The sequence below is a fragment of the Halomonas sp. NyZ770 genome (assembly GCF_020616575.1).
GTDB lineage: Bacteria > Pseudomonadota > Gammaproteobacteria > Pseudomonadales > Halomonadaceae > Vreelandella > Vreelandella hamiltonii.
In genome coordinates, this window is the sequence record NZ_CP085143.1 from 3211937 (window position 1) to 3229219 (window position 17283).

16 protein-coding genes and 1 tRNA gene are annotated in these 17283 nt (G+C 60.0%); 6 read left to right on the forward strand and 11 right to left on the reverse strand.

Annotated elements, in window-relative coordinates; genetic code table 11:
• Nucleotides 1-278 precede the first annotated feature (278 nt).
• Nucleotides 279-365, reverse strand: a tRNA-Leu gene (locus tag LG409_RS14810).
• A 112-nt stretch (nt 366-477) separates the two neighbouring features.
• Here LG409_RS14810 and queA point away from each other — a divergent pair.
• The 5 genes from queA to secF all read left to right on the forward strand — a co-directional run bounded on the left by queA (nt 478) and on the right by secF (nt 6055).
• On the forward strand, nt 478-1509 hold the full coding sequence (gene queA / locus LG409_RS14815; RefSeq protein ID WP_144982356.1) for a tRNA preQ1(34) S-adenosylmethionine ribosyltransferase-isomerase QueA: 1032 nt from the start codon (nt 478-480) through the stop codon (nt 1507-1509).
• Nucleotides 1510-1562: 53 nt separating this feature from the next.
• Nucleotides 1563-2690, forward strand: a complete 1128-nt coding sequence (gene tgt / locus LG409_RS14820; protein ID WP_039180272.1) for a tRNA guanosine(34) transglycosylase Tgt — start codon at nt 1563-1565, stop codon at nt 2688-2690.
• Between the two features lie 74 nt (nt 2691-2764).
• Entirely contained in the window at nt 2765-3091 is a 327-nt protein-coding gene (gene yajC, locus LG409_RS14825) for a preprotein translocase subunit YajC (RefSeq protein WP_016914910.1), read from the forward strand.
• Nucleotides 3092-3226: 135 nt separating this feature from the next.
• Nucleotides 3227-5080, forward strand: a complete 1854-nt coding sequence (gene secD, locus LG409_RS14830) for a protein translocase subunit SecD (protein WP_039180276.1) — start codon at nt 3227-3229, stop codon at nt 5078-5080.
• A 48-nt stretch (nt 5081-5128) separates the two neighbouring features.
• Nucleotides 5129-6055 carry a protein translocase subunit SecF gene (secF, locus tag LG409_RS14835; protein WP_039180277.1) on the forward strand — a complete coding sequence of 309 codons (927 nt, stop codon included), beginning with the start codon at nt 5129-5131 and terminating at the stop codon, nt 6053-6055.
• Between the two features lie 74 nt (nt 6056-6129).
• On the opposite strand, the gene LG409_RS14840 is transcribed toward secF, so the two are convergent.
• From LG409_RS14840 to LG409_RS14880, 9 genes are read right to left on the reverse strand one after another with little or no spacing between them, the layout of a single operon-like run.
• On the reverse strand, nt 6130-7341 hold the full coding sequence (locus tag LG409_RS14840) for a M20/M25/M40 family metallo-hydrolase (RefSeq protein ID WP_039180280.1): 1212 nt from the start codon (nt 7339-7341) through the stop codon (nt 6130-6132).
• Nucleotides 7342-7352: 11 nt separating this feature from the next.
• Complete coding sequence (locus LG409_RS14845; RefSeq protein WP_039180281.1) at nt 7353-8798, reverse strand: amidohydrolase family protein; 1446 nt, start codon at nt 8796-8798, stop codon at nt 7353-7355.
• Nucleotides 8799-8854: 56 nt separating this feature from the next.
• Complete coding sequence (locus LG409_RS14850) at nt 8855-9871, reverse strand: ABC transporter substrate-binding protein (protein WP_039180283.1); 1017 nt, start codon at nt 9869-9871, stop codon at nt 8855-8857.
• Nucleotides 9872-9890: 19 nt separating this feature from the next.
• Nucleotides 9891-10670, reverse strand: coding sequence for an ABC transporter permease (locus LG409_RS14855; RefSeq protein WP_039180287.1), 780 nt, complete (start codon nt 10668-10670; stop codon nt 9891-9893).
• Nucleotides 10671-10680: 10 nt separating this feature from the next.
• Nucleotides 10681-11538: an ABC transporter ATP-binding protein gene (locus LG409_RS14860; protein ID WP_144982364.1), complete on the reverse strand. Its 858-nt coding sequence runs from the start codon at nt 11536-11538 to the stop codon at nt 10681-10683.
• Nucleotides 11532-12983, reverse strand: coding sequence for an allantoinase AllB (gene allB / locus LG409_RS14865; RefSeq protein ID WP_039180290.1), 1452 nt, complete (start codon nt 12981-12983; stop codon nt 11532-11534). Before allB ends, LG409_RS14860 begins: the two co-directional genes overlap by 7 nt.
• Nucleotides 12984-12997: 14 nt before the next feature.
• On the reverse strand, nt 12998-13792 hold the full coding sequence (locus LG409_RS14870) for an SDR family NAD(P)-dependent oxidoreductase (RefSeq protein ID WP_039180292.1): 795 nt from the start codon (nt 13790-13792) through the stop codon (nt 12998-13000).
• A gap of 10 nt (nt 13793-13802) precedes the next feature.
• On the reverse strand, nt 13803-14882 hold the full coding sequence (locus tag LG409_RS14875; RefSeq protein ID WP_227407014.1) for an ABC transporter substrate-binding protein: 1080 nt from the start codon (nt 14880-14882) through the stop codon (nt 13803-13805).
• Between the two features lie 35 nt (nt 14883-14917).
• Nucleotides 14918-15670 carry a cysteine hydrolase family protein gene (locus tag LG409_RS14880; protein WP_227407015.1) on the reverse strand — a complete coding sequence of 251 codons (753 nt, stop codon included), beginning with the start codon at nt 15668-15670 and terminating at the stop codon, nt 14918-14920.
• Nucleotides 15671-15773: 103 nt separating this feature from the next.
• On the opposite strand from LG409_RS14880, the gene LG409_RS14885 reads away from it, so the two are divergent.
• Entirely contained in the window at nt 15774-16682 is a 909-nt protein-coding gene (locus LG409_RS14885) for a LysR family transcriptional regulator (RefSeq protein WP_039180298.1), read from the forward strand.
• Between the two features lie 10 nt (nt 16683-16692).
• Here the strand turns inward: LG409_RS14885 and LG409_RS14890 are convergent, their stop codons facing one another.
• Entirely contained in the window at nt 16693-17277 is a 585-nt protein-coding gene (locus LG409_RS14890; RefSeq protein WP_039180300.1) for an LOG family protein, read from the reverse strand.
• Nucleotides 17278-17283: the final 6 nt, after the last annotated feature.

The window sequence follows — 17283 nt, forward strand, 5'->3', positions numbered from 1 at the left end:
GCACATCTCCACTGAAGGTTCGCAAGCGCCCATGGCGAATGCTTTTTCTAGTTAGTTAGGCGAACATCGCCCCGGCAGCCTCACGGAAAGGCGCCATTCAAATGGGGTCAAGTATTTCATAAAGAAGTAGGAAAGAAACCTGAAAAAAGAGGGGGTAATGCCCTGTTTAAGAGCATTAGAAAACACATGGGCGCTCTCGGGCAGAATACTGTGACACGAAAGGACACTTTGGACAGAACAAAAAAGGGCCTGACGTTGAACGTCAGGCCCTTCATGTTTGGTGCCGGTGGCCAGACTCGAACTGGCACACCCGTAAAGGCGGCGGATTTTGAATCCGCTGCGTCTACCAATTCCGCCACACCGGCATAGGAGGCGCATTATACGGAGTTAACCTGCAAGGTCAATCACATCGACTGACTTTATGCGTCTAAAGCGCTATCCTAGGCGGCTTGTTTGACCACCGAAAGAGCACTCCCCATGCAGCGAGCAGATTTCCATTTCGAGCTACCCGATGAGCTGATTGCCCGCTATCCGTCCGAGCAGCGCAGCGATTGCCGCTTGCTATGTGTGGATGGCCAGAGCGGTGCGCTGGCGCATCGTCGCTTTCCCGATCTGCTGGAGCTGCTGGAGCCAGGCGACCTGCTGGTATTCAACGACACCCGAGTGATACCGGCACGCCTGCACGGCCACAAGGCCAGTGGCGGAAAAGTCGAGATGCTGCTGGAACGCCCGCTGGACAGCCACCGTGGGCTTGCCCATCTGCGTTCCAGCAAGTCGCCCAAGCCGGGCACCGAGCTGATCTTCGAAGGCGACATTCATGCCGTGGTGGAAGGCCGCCGCGATGCGCTGTTCGAGCTGCGCTTTCTGGGCGACACGCCGATGATTGCTCTGCTGGAGCAGCACGGCCATATGCCGCTGCCGCCCTACATCACTCGGGAAGACGAGCTGAGCGACCGCGAACGCTATCAGACCGTGTATGCGCGCCGCGACGGTGCCGTGGCCGCTCCTACGGCGGGGCTGCACTTCGATCAGCCGCTGCTGGATGCACTGGCCGAAAAAGGCATTCAAAGTGCCTTCGTGACCCTGCATGTGGGCGCAGGCACCTTTCAGCCCGTGCGCGTCGACAATATCCTCGAACACCACATGCACAGCGAGTGGATCGAGGTCACCGAAGCCACCTGCCAGCAGGTGCGTGATACCCAGGCGGCCGGCAAGCGCGTGGTGGCGGTAGGTACCACCAGCGTGCGCTGCCTGGAGAGTGCCTGCATGAAAAGCAGCGACGGCGAGATCGCCCCGTTCAGCGGCGATACCGATATCTTTATCTACCCTGGCTACCAGTGGCGCTGTGTCGATGCACTGATCACCAACTTTCACCTGCCCGAGTCGACGCTGCTGATGCTGGTGTCGTCCTTTGCAGGCTATGACCACATCATGCACGCCTACCGCACGGCGGTAGAAGAGCGCTACGCCTTTTTCAGCTATGGCGATGCCATGCTGCTCACCCGCTAGCGCTGTGCCACCCGATAGATCAACGAGCGATTGTGATGCGAAACGAATGCTTTATGCGCTTTGAGCGCCTTGCGGAAGACGGCCGTGCGCGCCGGGGCCGCCTTCACTTCCCACGGGGCACGGTAGAAACGCCAGCCTTCATGCCGGTGGGTACCTACGGCACCGTCAAGGGCATGACGCCCGAGTCGGTGAAAGAGATCGGCGCGGAAATCATCCTGGGCAACACGTTCCACCTCTGGCTGCGACCGGGCACCGATGTCATCGAAGCCCACGGCGACTTGCACGATTTCGCCCAGTGGGACAAGCCGATCCTCACCGACTCAGGCGGCTTTCAGGTCTTCTCGCTGGGCGAGATGCGCAAAATCACCGAGCAAGGCGTGCATTTCCGCTCGCCGGTGGACGGCAGCAAAGTGTTCATGGGGCCGGAAGAGTCCATGGCCGTGCAGCGCTCGCTGGGCTCTGACGTGGTGATGATCTTCGATGAGTGCACCCCCTACCCAGCCACTTTCGAAGAGGCCGAGAAGTCGATGGAGCTGTCGCTGCGCTGGGCCAAGCGCTCACGCACGGCACACGGTGATTCGCCTTCGGCGCTGTTCGGCATCATTCAGGGCGGCATGTACCCTGAATTGCGCGAACGCTCGCTCAAGGGGCTGCTGGACATTGGCTTCGACGGCCTGGCCATCGGCGGCCTGTCGGTGGGTGAGCCCAAGGAAGAGATGATCAAGGTCCTCGACTACCTGCCCACCTGGATGCCCGACGACACCCCGCGTTACCTGATGGGGGTCGGCAAACCCGAGGATCTGGTCGAGGGCGTACGCCGCGGCGTGGACATGTTCGACTGCGTCATGCCGACCCGCAATGCGCGTAACGGGCACCTGTTCACCTCGGACGGCATCGTCAAGATCCGCAATGCCAAGCACCGCTTCGACACGCGTCCGCTGGATGAAGAGTGCGATTGCCACACCTGCCAGAATTTTTCCCGTGGCTACCTGCATCACCTGGACCGCTGCAACGAAATGCTCGGCTCGATGCTCAACACCATCCATAACTTGCGCTACTACCAGCGCGTCATGGCTGATTTGCGCGCAGCAATCGAAGCGGGTACATTGACGACCTTTGTGGAAGGCTTCTATGCACGGCGCGGCTTGCCGGTGCCTCCCCTTGCGGGACCTGAAACCTGATAACTAACCGCCACCGGCCATGCTGAGTGGCGTCAACCGGTTCACCCATTGTTCTAACTCAGGAGTTCTCTGCAATGCTGGATTTCTTCATCTCACCAGCCCATGCCCAGGAAGCCGCCGCTGGCGGTGGTATTGCGCAAATCGTCATGCTCGTCGGCTTTGTGCTGATTTTCTACTTCCTGCTGTGGCGCCCCCAGGCAAAACGTGCCAAGCAGCACCGTCAGCTCGTCTCCAGCCTGGCCAAGGGTGATGAAGTGGTCATCGGTGGTGGCCTGGTAGGCCGCGTGACCAAAGTCAGCGATGAGTTCCTGACCCTGGAAGTATCGGAAGGTACCGAAGTCAACGTGCAGAAGAATGCCGTGGCTGCCGTACTGCCCAAGGGCACCATTAAGTCCATCTAACGCTCGCACCTCCCCCCTGCCGACTCCGTGCCAGCCACCCCGGCAGGGGTGACATGGTAGCGTCGATGGTGAACGTTGCTGTGCACAGCTTGTCTGTGCACAGCGATTCCGTTTGTAATTGAAGGCAGGGCTTGCATGCTCAACCGTTACCCCCTGTGGAAGTATCTGCTGATACTGGTCGTCCTGGTGGTTGGCCTTATCTATTCACTTCCCAATCTATTTCCCGCCGATCCCGCCATTCAGGTGAGCGATGCCCAAGGCAACATGCTCGATGAGCGGCAAATCAATCGCGTCGAACAAGCGCTGAACGACAACGACATTGCCATCAAGGCCGTGGAAGAGGTCGACGGGCAGTGGTTGATTCGTTTGCAAAGCAACGATGACCAGCTGAATGCTCGGGATATCGCGGCTGACGTGCTGGGTAGCGGCGCCACCGTTGCCTTGAACCTGGCGGAAGCCACGCCCGGTTGGCTGCAGGCCTTCTCCGCCACGCCCATGACGCTGGGTCTGGACTTGCGCGGCGGCGTTCACTTCCTGCTGGAAGTGGACATGGAAGCGGCTCTGAGCCAGCGCCTGGAGGTCAATGCCAGCGCCATCCGTGAACTGCTGCGTAGCGAGCGTATCCGTTACCGCAATACGGAGATCGCCGAGCGTTCGCTGTCCATCGATTTTGCCAGCAGCGAAGATCGTGACGCTGCGCGTCGAGTGATCAGCCGCGACTTCCCCAACTTCGATTACAGCAACCAGGGCGATGGCCGCGCTTCCAGCCTGGTCATGTCGCTGAGCGACGCGACGGTCAGCGAAATTCAGGACTATGCGGTCAACCAGAACCTGACCACCCTGCGTAACCGTGTCAACGAGCTGGGCGTGGCCGAGCCGATGGTACAGCGCCAGGGCCCCAGCCAGATCGTGGTCGAACTGCCCGGCATTCAGGACACAGTGGCAGCCAAGCGCATCGTCGGCGCCACGGCCAACCTAGAGTTCCGTCTGGAAGCACGTAACGACACGCCCGACATGGAAACCGAGCGCTTCGACTTCCGCAACGACAGCGGCCGTTCTGCGGACCTGATGCGGGACGTGATCATTACCGGTGACAGCGTTTCCAGCGCCAGCCACAGCTTCGATGAAAATGGCCGCCCACAGGTCAACATCAACCTGGATGGCACTGGCGGTACGCTGATGAACCGCGCCACGCGCACCAACATCGGGCGCAACATGGCGGTGCTGTTCATCGAGCACAAGAGCGAAGACCGCGTCGAGACCGACCCGGAGACTGGCGAGCAGACCATCATTCGCGAGCCTTACACGGAGCGCGGCTTGATCAGCCTGGCGACCATCCAGAGCGCGCTGGGCAACAGCTTCCGCATTACCGGGCTCGACTCGCCCACCGAAGCTGCCGAACTGGCCCTGCTGCTGCGTTCAGGCTCTCTGGCTGCGCCCATCTACTTCGTGCAGGAACGCACCATCGGCCCGAGCCTGGGTCAGGACAACATCGAACGCGGCCTGCTCTCGGTCCAGATTGGCCTGTTGCTGGTGGTGATGTTCATGCTGGTGCGCTACAAGGTGTTCGGCGTATTTGCCAACGTGGCGCTGGCGCTCAACCTGACCCTGCTGATTGCCGTGATGTCGATGCTGGGGGCCACCCTCACCCTGCCGGGCATTGCCGGTATCGTGCTGACCCTGGGTATGGCGGTAGATGCCAACGTACTGATCTTCGAACGTATACGCGAAGAGTTGCGCAACGGTCTGTCGATTCAACAAGCCATTCATGCGGGTTACGAGCGTGCCTTCACCTCGATCGTGGATGCCAACATCACCACCCTGCTGGTCGCCATCATCCTGTTCTCGATTGGCACTGGCCCGGTAAAAGGCTTCGCGGTAACGCTCTCCATCGGTATCTTGACCTCGATGTTCACGGCCTTGATGGTCACACGAGCCATGGTCAACCTCACCTATGGCAGCAAGCCCGTCAAGAAGCTCTGGATCTGATCTCGTGAAGCAGACATACGCGCTCCGCACAGAATTGAAGAGGTGGTAATGAAACCCCTATCGCAGCTACGCATCGACTTCATGGGACGACGCAACCTTGCGTTCATCGTCTCGGCGGTGATGCTGATCGTCTCTATCGGTGCCATCGTTTTTCAGCAGCTCAACCTGGGGCTGGACTTTACGGGCGGCACCCTGGTCGAAGTACGTTACGGTGCCGCACCGTCACTGGATGCCATCCGCCAACTGCTGGAAAACAGCGGCTTTCAGGATGTGTCCGTACAAACCTTCGGTGCTTCTACCGAAATTCTGATTCGCCTGCAGCAGGCCTTTGACCCCGACATCGGCAGCGAGATCGTCGGGCTGCTGCGCGCCGAAGGCGCTGACGTCAATCTGGTGCGCGCGGAGTTCGTGGGTGCTCAGGTAGGTGAGCAACTGCGCGACCAGAGCGGCATGGGCATGCTGGTGGCCCTCGGCGTCGTGATGGTCTACGTGGCCTTGCGCTTTCAGTACAAGTTCGCCGTCGGCGCTCTGCTGGCGCTGATGCACGACGTGATCATCGTGGTGGGTGTCTTCGCGCTGTTCCAGCTCGACTTCAACCTGACGGTACTGGCCGCACTGCTCGCGGTCATCGGTTATTCCCTCAACGATACCATCGTGGTGTACGACCGTATCCGCGAGTCCATTCGCACGTCGCGGATCGACAACATGGGGCAAATCATCAACGAAGCGATCAATGCCACGCTCTCGCGTACGCTGGCAACGTCGGGTACCACCATCCTGGTGCTGCTGGCCTTGCTGCTGCTGGGCGGCGACATGATCGAGAACTTCGCCATCGCACTATTGGTTGGCATCGTGGTGGGCACCTTCTCCTCCATCTATATCTCTGGCGCCCTGCTGATCCCGCTCAAGCTCTCTCGGGAAGACCTGATCCCGACCAAGAAAGAGAGCGATGAAGAGGAAGAAGAGCTGCCGTAAGGCGCGAATGCTCTCTTCAGCAAAAGGCCTTGCCGCTTACGCGACAAGGCCTTTTTCGTTGCGTCAGCGGCTGCTCAGGCGAGTAGTCGCTTGAGGCTATTGGCGACGACCAGCGCGGCATCGGTCAACAGGTGAACCGGCACACGTTCGTCTGCACGGTGCCCATTGGCGTCGAGCGGGTCCTTGGGGCCTGCGCCATACATGATGGTCGGCACGCCCGCTTCGCTGTAGTGGCGAGCATCGGTGTACAAAGGCATGGCGCCAGTACCTACGGGAACTCCCAGCACCTTTTGTGCCTCACTGGCAAACAGGCTGGCGACCTTTTCGGAATCAGGCGTCGAGGTGAACGGCTTGGCCAATAGGCGTCGCTGGATGCTCACGCGTATATCCCCCTGTGGCACCGCTGCTTCGATCACCGACCGCAACTCTTGCTCGACGACATCCGGCGATTCCTCAGGAATGATCCGCCTATCGATGGTCATGACCACACGGTCGGGCACCACATTCGTATTGATGCCTCCCTCGATGGTGCCGACCACCAACGACGGAGAACTGACCCCAGGGTAAGCGGAGACTTTTTCAGCCAGGGTTTCACGGTAGCGATAGAGGGCGCTCAGCACGGGCAGAGACGCCTCAATGGCATCACTACCGGTGTGATGCCAGGCGGCATGAGCAGAGCGCCCTTCGAGCACGACCTCCAGGTGCAGGCAACCGTTGTGGGCAGTGATCACCTGATATGAAAAAGCGGCACACACGGCATAATCCGGTCGAGAAATACCCTCGGACAGCAGCCAGGCAGGCCCCGTAAAACCGCCGGTCTCTTCGTCGTAGGTAAAGTGCAGTTCGACACTGCCCGTCTCCAGCGCTTGCGTATCAATCAACGCCTTCAGCGCGTAGGCATAGGTCACGAAGTCACTTTTGGAAACGGCGGCTCCCCGTCCATACAGCCAGCCCTGGTCGACTTCCCCGCCATACGGGTCCTTGCTCCAGCCACCTCCCGCGGGCACCACGTCCCCATGGGCATTGAGCGCGACGACGGGGCCAGGTCCAAAACGATGCCGCACCACCAGGTTGGTGACTCGTTGCAATCCATGCTGCCGACATAATGCGCTGGGCACTGGATGTTGCTCGACCTCGAAGCCCAGTTTTTCTAGCCATTCGGTAGCACACTGGGCGTGGGCTATACCATCACCTGGGGGGTTGTCTGAAGGTACTTGTACCAGTTGCCGAAGCATGGCCACCTGCTCGTCTGCGCGCTGCTCCAGCCAGTGTTTCAAATGATTCATCGACTAACTCCTTAACAACATCCCATGCGGTCGCGGTAGTAAGCGGCTACATGGTGTTCGATGGCGGGCCAGGCACACTGCAGGTCAGCGCGCTGGTGCAAGGCGTGGCGATACATATCACGCAGTTCCTCGTGAACCTGCTCAAGATCCAGCGTCATGAGTTTGCCGCGCTCGACGATCTGCTTGCCGCTGACCACCACGCTGTCCAGGTGGCTACGGGTAGCCCGTGCAAACAGCAAATCCACACTGTCTACCTTCATCAGGTCATCTCCATTCAAGCGATCGAGACCCAGCGTGATCCAGTCGGCGACATCGCCCTGCTCCAGTAAGGCCGGGTGCTCCCAGCCCAGCGACATGCGCCCCACGCTGGTGGCAGCGGTCAACATTCGCTGGCGAGTAGCGTCATCGGAAAAACCTGGCGGTGCATGCAGCAATGCATTGAGGCGTACTTCTCTCAATGCATCGTCATCTTCATCCAGCGCACAGCCATCGATGCCCATGGCTACCTTGCAACCTGTTTGCCACATGTTGCCGACGGGAGCGATGCCCGAGCGCAGATGCAGGTTGGAACTCGTGTTGACGGCAATGGTGGCCCCCGCCGCCGCTATCTGTTCAAGCTCTTCGGGCCGCGCCCAGACACAGTGCGCCAGGGTAAGGCGTGGCGACAGCAACCCGATGTCGGCGAGGTACTGAACGATGCCTTGAGGAAAGTGATGGTCGGCCCACTCTCGCTGATAGCGTGTTTCCAGCAGGTGCATATGCACACGACGCCCGCTCTGCGCCGACGCATCGGCTATCTCACGCAGCAGCTCATCGGAACACCACTGCACGCCGGTCGGGCCGAACTGCAGATTCAATGCCAACCCCTCCAGCGACGCTGCCATGGCCTCGACTTGCCGGACCTGCTCAGCCGGGGTCATGGATGGCAGGCTGAAGTAGCGCTGGATGACGTGTTGCTCCTCCTGCGCCAGCTGCGCTGCCAGCGCGCCATGGTCGCCGTACACGAGAGGGTTTCGGTCACGCATCCCTACGGCAAAGGTCAGTCGAATACCGACGTCCTGGGCAGCCTGGGCCACTTTCCTGACTTCATCGACCAACGAGTCCAGCCCCTGAGGCCGCGTGCAGTGCATCATGACGGCAGCACAACCGCCTTCGGCGGCACGCCCAAACGCCGCGCAGGCCGCTACGTAAGGGTCCACGGATGGCATCACGGCCAGGCGCAGCAGCCAGGTTTCCAGCGGTTTTCCCGCAGCACCAAACGAACTGGTGGACAATGGGCGGCCATGATCATGGGCATTCGCCAAGGCCGGCATGACCAGCCGTTTTTCCCGGGTGGCTGTCGTGTGTGCCGTGCGCGTGACCTCCGCGATGCGCCCGTCACGCACCTGCAGCGAGCAAGGCCCTTCCAGTTGAAAAGCGCTGCCGCGCAGTGCGGCAGCAAAGGTGTGGTGGCTCATGAAGGCCTCTCCAGTACAACGATGTTGCCGACGCTCTGGCGAGCTTGGTGGCATCGTCAAAGCGTGCGCTCATCGAGGGGCGGCAAGAATGCCGCGCTGTAGATATCGGCCACGTTCGGCGTAGTGGGCAACTCGTATAGCGCGACGATGGTGTCTATCGAACGCGCCAACCGTTCCTCATCGAGCGCTCCCACGCCTATGGCTCTGGATTCGTCAGACACGATGACATTGTCGAGAGCAAACTGGAGTCGGCGCGTTTCCGCTTCCCGGTCGAGAAACCCTTCTTCCTTCAACAGTGCGGCGATGCCCGCCTCCGGGTCCTGCATCACGTCCTGCACGGCACGGTTGATCGCCCGAACCAACCCGGCCACTGCCGCGGGCTGCTCCTGCATCATCGTTCGAGAAACCATCACGCCATTCGAGTACACCTCGACGCCATAGTCACCGTAGGGAAACCAGCGATAGTCGCTATCGGGATCATGCCCTTGCGACACCAGGTTCATGTAGCTGGTCACATTGAAGACCAGTGACCCATCGACATCACCTCGATGGAGCAACTGCTCCTGCAGGTTGGGGGCGACGTTGGTAATGCTGACCTGCGCCAGGTCGATCCCGGCGGCCTCGGCGAAAGCGGGAAACAGGCGCGTGGAAGCGCTACCGGCAGGGGCGCCCAACGTGGCCCCTTCGATATCGTCGATACTCTGAATGGGGCCATCGGCTTTCGTCAGCAGGGCAAACGGCGGCTGATTGTATATCTGGTAGACCATGACCGGGGTCTGTTCGGGTCGCTCGGCGGCGTTTTGAATCAGCGCATTGATATCGCCAAAACCAGCATCGTAGGCGCCCGACATGATGCGGCTGACCGTTGCCGCAGAGCCATCGCCCTGATCGATGCGTACATCCAGTCCCTCTTCCTCGAAGTAACCGCGCTCCTTGGCCAGGAAGTACCAGGCGTGTACCCCCTGAAAACTCCAGTCCAGCGTGAAATTGACTCGCGTCAACTCGGCGTTCGCCGTCATCGGCATCAACAGGCATGCCCACCACAGGCGTTTGAGGTATGAAACACTTTTCATGGTTATCTCCTTGAAACGTTCAAGCCGCAGGCAGCTCTGATTTACGCATGGCCCAGCCCGTTACCTTGCGCTCGATCAGAGAGAACACCAGGTATAGGGTGACGCCGAGCATGGCGAGCAGGAAGAGCCCCGAAAACACGAGGGGGACATCGAAGCTGGAGGTGGCAATCATCATGACGTTGCCAATGCCTCGGTTCGAGGCAATGGTTTCTGCCAATACCGTGCCGACGAAGGCCAGTGTGATCGCCACTTTCAGAGAGGCAAAAAAGTAGGGCATGGCGCGTGGGATGCCCACGTTCCAGAGAATTTCGCGCTTCTTGGCCCCCAGGGATTTGAGCACGTCTTCCAGCTCGGGCTCCGTGGTCGCCAGCCCCGTTGCCACATTCACTACCACGGGGAAAATACAGATGATGAAAGAGGTCAGCACGGCGGGTACGGTGCCACTGCCAAACCAGAGCACGAAGATCGGCACCACCGCCACCTTGGGAATCGATGAAAAGCCGACCAGCAGGGGGTAAGCCGTATCGTAGGCCACCTTCGAAGAGCCAACGATGGCCCCCAGCACCAGGCCTGCCGTTACTCCCATGACAAAACCGGTGAGCGTCGTGCTCAATGTCTGCATGACATGGGGTAGCAACTGCGGAAAGCGTGCAATCAAGGTTTCCATGACCTGACTAGGCCGTGGCAGCACGATTTCCGGCACGCCAAACACCAGACAAATGACTTCCCAGGCGACGAAGAAGCCCAGAATCAACAGCGCTGCCGCAAGTTTCTGGCGTAGTTTATCGACGAGTTCCATGGGACTTCTCCTAGGCGGCATCTGGCCGAGTATGGGTGATCAACTCGCGCAGTTGCTGCGTGAGCTGGACGAAGTCCTGCTCGTAGGTCATGGGAATGGTGCGTGGCCTGGGCAGGTGGACTTTCTGATCATCGATGATCTTGCCGGGGCGCGGGCTCATGACGCAGATACGCGTTCCCAGGTAAGCTGCCTCGCGCAGGTCGTGGGTGACCAGCAGTACCGTGGGCTTGCTCTCCAGCCACAGGTTCTGCAGGATTCCCCACAGTTCTTCACGGGTGAACTGGTCCAGCGCGCCGAAAGGTTCATCCAGCAGCAGCAGTTCCGGGTCATGAATCAAGGCCCGACACAGTGACGCCCGTTGCAGCATGCCACCGGAGAGTTGCCAGGGCTGTTTGTCGCCAAACCCCTTCAGGCCGACTTTTTCCAGCAATGCCTCGGCCCGATCGCGAAACTCCCCTTTCCGCGCCTGACGATAGCGTGAACGAAACGGCGGTACGATTTTCAAGGGCAACATGACATTGTCACGCACACTCAGCCAAGGCAGCATGGTCGGGTTTTGAAAGGCCATGCCCACGCCAACCCGCTTGGCGCCGACTTCACGCCCTCCGACATGCACATGCCCCGATGACGGTGCCAGCAAGTCACTGACCAGCTTGAGGATGGTCGACTTGCCGCATCCGGATGGCCCCACCAGGGCCACGAACTCCCCTTGCTCTACCTTCAGGTGCGTTGGTGCAAGTGCCTGGGTCATCTTCTTGCCGCGACCATAGATGACCTCCGCTCCCTCCAGCTTGATGGCTTCCCTGCCCGCCTCGCTCGGCGGCTCTGCAGTCACGGTCGTCTGGTTGCCTACGGACATGGTTAACATGATGCTAGCTCCCCTTGTTGGACGTTCGCCTTGGCCATTTCGGCGGCCAGCGTCTTGTCACTATTCACGAGCGTTGGCAGGGTCATTTGCTGCACCCTCTTCACGGACATGCCGGTGCCTTTGGCGGCGGTTTGCAGGGCACGGTCTCGCATGACAAAGCGCCCACGCACCAGGGTATGCACCGGCATTCCCGTCACGGCCCAGCCATGAAATGGCGTGGCCCGCGCGCGATGGGAATGCAGCGTTTGCTGATCGATGACGTCACGGCGCTCGAGATCGACGATGGCAATATCGGCATCCGCCCCCACCATGAGTGCGCCTTTCCGTGGATACAGCCCCCAGGCCTTGGCGGGGGCAACGGCACTGATGCGCACGTAATCCTGCAGGGTGATACGCCCTTCGCTGACAGCGGTCAGCATCAAGGGCATTTGCGTTTCGACGCCTGGAAAACCGCAGTCTGCCTCCCAAATCACCTCCTTGTACTGCTCTTCTGGCGTATGGGGCGCATGGTCCGTGGCAATCATGTCGACCGTGCCATCACGCAACGCTTCCCAGAGTGCTTCGCTATCCTTGGCCTCGCGAATGGGCGGATTCACGCGCATCAGACTGCCTAGCGACGCGTAGTCATGAGTGTCCATCATCAAATAGTGGGGGCAGGTTTCACTGGTGATATCGACGCCACGCTGTTTTGCCTCACGCATGGGCCTTAGCTCGGCTGCCGAGGAAACGTGCAGAACGTGAATACGAGCTCCCGTCCATTCGGCCAGAATGGCGGCGCGTGAGACGGCTTCCACCGCCACCACATCCGGGCGCGCTGCCACGTGCGCCAGCGCGTCATTGCGGCCCGCCTTGCGCAAGCGCTCGTAACGCCACGCCATGATGGAGGCGGTCTCGGCGTGCAGGGAGGTGCGCAGGCCATAGGGGGCCACCCGTTCGAATGCTTCCAGCATCGCCCCGGTGGAAGGCGACGGAAGGTTGCCGAAGGTGTTCCCCATGAAGCATTTGAAGCCAATCACGCCGCTCTCAGCCAAGGCTTCCAGCTGATCGACGTTGTCTTCGGCCATCAGCCCATAAATACCGAAGTCGACATAGGCCTGCTGTTTCGCCAACGCCAGTTTATCCTCGAAAGCATCGGGAGTTGCCGTGGGCGGGTGAGTATTGGGCATATCGAAGACGGTGGTGACACCGCCCATGGCCGCTGCCGCCGTGCCGCTCTCCCAGGTTTCCTTGTGGGTGTAGCCTGGCTCTCGAAAGTGCACATGGACGTCAATCGCCCCCGGCAACAGGTGCAAGCCCTTGGCGTCCAATACCTCTTTGGCGGGTGGCATGCTGGCCTCGTCGCCCACGGCAATGATTTTGCCATCGCGGATGGCAATCGCCGCAGGCTGGGTGGCTTCATGGCTGACGACCTGACCATTGATAATCACGAGATCTGCGTGTGTCATGAGAGGATTCCTTGTCAAAGTGCGGCCCAGCCGCCATCTACGGGCAAGTCGGCGCCGGTGATTTGTCGTGAACGGTCGCTCGCCATGAATAGGCAAGCATCGGCAATGTCCTGGGCGGTGGAAATGCGCTGCAGTGCATAGTCGGCGGCATGTTTCTGGGCCGCTTCTTCTTCGCTGATACCCAGCTTTGCCGCCATGTCGGGGCACACTTTGCTGCGAAAGCGCTCACCATCGACCATGCCCGGCGCCACGATATTGATGTTGATGTTGTAAGGACCGGCTTCGAGCGCCATGCTTTTGGTGATCCCCCGCAGGCCCCACTTGGAGGCGGAGTAGGCCATTCGACCCGCCTTGCCGCGCATGCCGAAGGTGCCACCCACATTGACGATCTTGCCGCTACGCCGAGCCATCATGCCCGGCAGCACCGCGCGCATGGTGTTGAAGCAGCCTGCCATGTTGAGACGCACGATCTCCTCGAACTCCTCGAACGTCGTTTCCGCGCCCGATTTGCCCACCGGCCCCGAACCGCCAGCCACGTTGACCAGCACATCCGGCACATCGCCAAACGCCTCCTGAATATGCGCCATTGCCCGCTCGCACTGGTCGGAGTGCGTGATGTCACATGCCACCAGCACGACGTCCGCTCCCTGCTCACGCAGCGCTTGCTCCAGCGAGGCTACGGCCTGGGTATCCCTGGCCAACAAGGCCAGCTTTGCTCCCTCTTCGGCGAAGGCTCGGGTAATGGCTTCTCCCATCCCCTTTACCGGCCCCGTAATCGCAACGATCTTGTTACTCAGTTTCAAGTCCATGACGCGGTCCTCATTCGTAAAGGGAGTAAATGCGCTCTTCTTCAGGAGGCAGGAAATCCGTGCGGAACACCTCCTCCAGAGCAGGGGCATGCGCTAGCCCATAGGCCGACACCACGATGTCGATGGCCTCTTGCATACGCGTTTCATCGATATTGCCCAGGCCGATCTCGGGAAGCTCAGGGTGATTCATTTCATCTTCGATGGTGGCCGCCAAGCGAGCGGTCTCGACCTGCCGATTGATCAATGGCTCCTGCGCCATGACGGCTTCCATGCCCGCTTCCGGGTCCGCCAGTACGTCGGCAACACCACGGTTGATGGCACGCACCAGCCCGCGCACTGCCTCGGGGTTCTCATCGGCCAGCCGACGCGACACGATGATCGCATTGGAGTAGAGGTCCATACCGTGGTCGCCGTAGCGGATGAAGCGCAAACGCTCGTCAGGATCGATACCTGCCAACATGGCGTTGAAGCGCACCGTGTTGACGAAGCCAAAGGCTGCATCGACCTGCCCACGATTGAGCATTTGCTCACGCAGACGCGGCTCGATGTTCATGATTTCGACACTGTCCGCATCGATGCCTGCCAGCGCGGCAAAAGCCGGAAACAGTCGCAGGGCGCCGTCATTGGCGGGTCCGGCAATGGTTCTGCCTTCGAGGTCAGCGGGTTCATGAATATCGCTGTCTGAAGTCACGGCAATGGTGAAAGGCGGTTGGGTGTAGAGCATGTACACCCCCACAGGCGAATCATCCGGATGGTTGGCGGCGTAGTTGATCAAGGCATTGATATCGCCAAACCCGACATCGTAGGCGCCGGAGGCCACGCTACCCACGGCGGCACCCGACCCAGACCCCTGATCGATGCGCAGGTCTAGCCCCTCCTCGGCAAAGTAACCGCGCTCCTGGGCAAGAAAGAACCAGGCCTGAGGCCCTTGATACGACCAGTTCAATACCATTCGTAGAGACGTCTCCGCAGAAGCCGGGGCGATCCACAGGGAAACCAGCAGTACCAGGATGGCCCGGCGCCAGGCCTGGATAGCCAACGACATCGTTGTTAAGTGCTTGGTCGATAAGTGCTTGGTCGATAAGTGCATGGAAGTACCTCCAGTTGAACAGCGAGATGAGCGAGTTACTGCTCGTCCAGCGAGCAGCCCCGCGCAGTGAACCCGTAAAGCTGTCTGATCAACGTCAATGCTGCCTGTCGCGATACGTCAGGCGACGGTGTAGCCACCGCCTCTTCCATGAGCACAACGTTGTAGCCAAGAAACGAGGCATCCTGGAGCGTCGCCATCACACAACGCTCGGTATTGATGCCTGCCAGTAGCAGCGTGGTGATATCCAGTCGCCGCAGGATGGCGTCCAGTTCGGTATGCCAAAAACCACTGAAACGGCTCTTGTGCACCACGATGTCTTCGTGGAGGGGAGCCAATTCATCGATAGCAGCCGCGCCCCACTCGTCACGCACCAAAATGGAGTGGCCTGATGCAGAGCGCTCCCCATAGCCCTGGCGCTGGCCAAACTGACGACCGAACATCAGTTGGCCAGTGCTCAGCTCCATGGTGTCGGCGCGCACTCCCCAGTGCAGGTGTATGACCGGCACGTTGCGCTGCCGCGCGCTCGCCATCAGCGCTGCCAAGCCGGGGATGATCTCTCTTGCATAAGCAATATCGATGCCGCTGCTGGCGAACCAGCCCTGCGGATGGCAGAAGTCGTTTTGCATATCCACTACCACCAGCGCGCTTCTGGCCAGATCGAGGGTGACCGAGCAAGGGGAAGCCATCAGCGTCAAGCGTTGCGGTTCGGGTGTCTCTCTGACCAGAGAAACCACCGATGGCTGGGCATGAGTCATCACGGTGTGGGAAGCATCTGGGTAACTGGACATGACAGTCTCCTTGGTGACTGCTCCAGACTGCGCCGCTTTTGTGGTGATATCTATTGCTAAAAAATTCGGATAGTGTTCTAAAAAACTCAACACAGGAGAAGGCATGAAGCACTTACGCCTGTTCGAATACATCGATGCCGTGGTCAGGGCGGGGTCGATACGGCGCGCTTCGGAAGCGCTCTACATCACGCCCTCTGCGCTGGATCGCCGCATCCAGCAAATCGAAGAAGAGCTGGGCACCCAGATATTCGAGCGCCACTCCAAGGGCATGCGGCTGACCGCAGCAGGCGAGATCTTTCTGGATTACGTGCGCCGCCACATGGCGGACCTGGATAGGGTGCGCTCAGAAATCGAGGGGCTAAAGGGGTTGCGCAAGGGCCATGTCTCGGTCGTCGCCAGCCAGGCCTTGGCGCTCAAGTTTCTGCCTGAGCAGATCCGCCTGTTTCGCGAGCGACATCCGGGGGTCTCTTTTTCGATTCGCATTGCAGATCGAGGCGAAGCCCTGAAAGCGCTGATGTCGTTTGAAGCGGAGCTGGCCGTGGTAGTGTTCCCCAAGATGAGCTCTGAGGTCTTGCAGCTCATCATGGTGGCCCAGCCCGTCGTGGCGCTGATGTCGGCACAGCACCCGTTGGCCGAGCAGCCCAAGGTTCGACTGAGCGAGTGCCTGAATTACCCTCTGGTACTGCCCGACGCTTCGCTGGGGGTCAGGGAGCTGCTGAGCCCGATACTGGTACGCCGTACCCATCAGGCCCAGATCAGCGCCGAGACCAACTCCTTCGAACTGATGCGGGGGCTACTGCAAGATCACCGAAGTGTCGGCTTTCAAATCGCTATCGGCACACCCGACATGGCCCAGGAAAATACCATCATCTCGCGTCCGATCGATGAACGTGACGTGCCCACGGCCCCACTGATTTGTGCCCAGCTCCGAGGCCGCACGCTGTCGGTCGCCGCCGCTCGTTTTGCCGACCAGCTCACTCAATGTCTGGATCAGATGGAGGCCAGCGTATAGCACGCTGGCATCATGCAGACGGCAGCCATTTGGGCACCGTGGTGGGCTGATAGTCGTGCAGTCCCTGCAACAGCTTTTGCGGGTCGCTTTCAAGCACTATAGCGCCCCGGTGCTCTGGAGGTAGAAAGCGCTCTGCGATCATATGATCGATAAAGGCCATGAAGGGGTCGAAAAAGCCGTTGATATTGTACAAACCAAGCGGTTTCTGTATTTCGCCCAGCTGATTCAACGTCCACACCTCCATGAACTCTTCCAGGGTGCCAATCCCGCCCGGCAAGGCAATGAAGGCATCCGATAGATCCGCCATCCGGCCTTTGCGCTCACGCATGGTGGCCACCACTTCATGCGTCTGGAGCCCTTGGTGCAGGTGCCCCTTGGCATGCAAGCGTTCGGTGATCACGCCATGGGCCTGCCCCTGAGCTGCCAACAGCGCATCCGCCAGTGCGCCCATCAGCCCCTTGTGGGTGCCGCCGTATACCAGTTTGATACCGCCGTGGGCAAAATGAGTACCCAGTCGTGCCGCGCCCTTGGCATAGTCGGGCGACCCTCCGGCATTGGATCCACAAAAAACGGCTATCGCCGATAGTTCACGCATCGTTTT

What these genes read in the sequence shown, in the direction of transcription:
- queA (WP_144982356.1), top strand. Translation starts at nt 478, where the DNA reads ATGCAGCGAGCAGATTTCCATTTCGAGCTACCCGATGAGCTGATTGCC.
- tgt (WP_039180272.1), top strand. Translation starts at nt 1,563, where the DNA reads ATGCGCTTTGAGCGCCTTGCGGAAGACGGCCGTGCGCGCCGGGGCCGC.
- yajC (WP_016914910.1), top strand. Translation starts at nt 2,765, where the DNA reads ATGCTGGATTTCTTCATCTCACCAGCCCATGCCCAGGAAGCCGCCGCT.
- secD (WP_039180276.1), top strand. Translation starts at nt 3,227, where the DNA reads ATGCTCAACCGTTACCCCCTGTGGAAGTATCTGCTGATACTGGTCGTC.
- secF (WP_039180277.1), top strand. Translation starts at nt 5,129, where the DNA reads ATGAAACCCCTATCGCAGCTACGCATCGACTTCATGGGACGACGCAAC.
- LG409_RS14840 (WP_039180280.1), bottom strand. Translation starts at nt 7,341, where the DNA reads ATGAATCATTTGAAACACTGGCTGGAGCAGCGCGCAGACGAGCAGGTG.
- LG409_RS14845 (WP_039180281.1), bottom strand. Translation starts at nt 8,798, where the DNA reads ATGAGCCACCACACCTTTGCTGCCGCACTGCGCGGCAGCGCTTTTCAA.
- LG409_RS14850 (WP_039180283.1), bottom strand. Translation starts at nt 9,871, where the DNA reads ATGAAAAGTGTTTCATACCTCAAACGCCTGTGGTGGGCATGCCTGTTG.
- LG409_RS14855 (WP_039180287.1), bottom strand. Translation starts at nt 10,670, where the DNA reads ATGGAACTCGTCGATAAACTACGCCAGAAACTTGCGGCAGCGCTGTTG.
- LG409_RS14860 (WP_144982364.1), bottom strand. Translation starts at nt 11,538, where the DNA reads ATGTTAACCATGTCCGTAGGCAACCAGACGACCGTGACTGCAGAGCCG.
- allB (WP_039180290.1), bottom strand. Translation starts at nt 12,983, where the DNA reads ATGACACACGCAGATCTCGTGATTATCAATGGTCAGGTCGTCAGCCAT.
- LG409_RS14870 (WP_039180292.1), bottom strand. Translation starts at nt 13,792, where the DNA reads ATGGACTTGAAACTGAGTAACAAGATCGTTGCGATTACGGGGCCGGTA.
- LG409_RS14875 (WP_227407014.1), bottom strand. Translation starts at nt 14,882, where the DNA reads ATGCACTTATCGACCAAGCACTTATCGACCAAGCACTTAACAACGATG.
- LG409_RS14880 (WP_227407015.1), bottom strand. Translation starts at nt 15,670, where the DNA reads ATGTCCAGTTACCCAGATGCTTCCCACACCGTGATGACTCATGCCCAG.
- LG409_RS14885 (WP_039180298.1), top strand. Translation starts at nt 15,774, where the DNA reads ATGAAGCACTTACGCCTGTTCGAATACATCGATGCCGTGGTCAGGGCG.
- LG409_RS14890 (WP_039180300.1), bottom strand. Translation starts at nt 17,277, where the DNA reads ATGCGTGAACTATCGGCGATAGCCGTTTTTTGTGGATCCAATGCCGGA.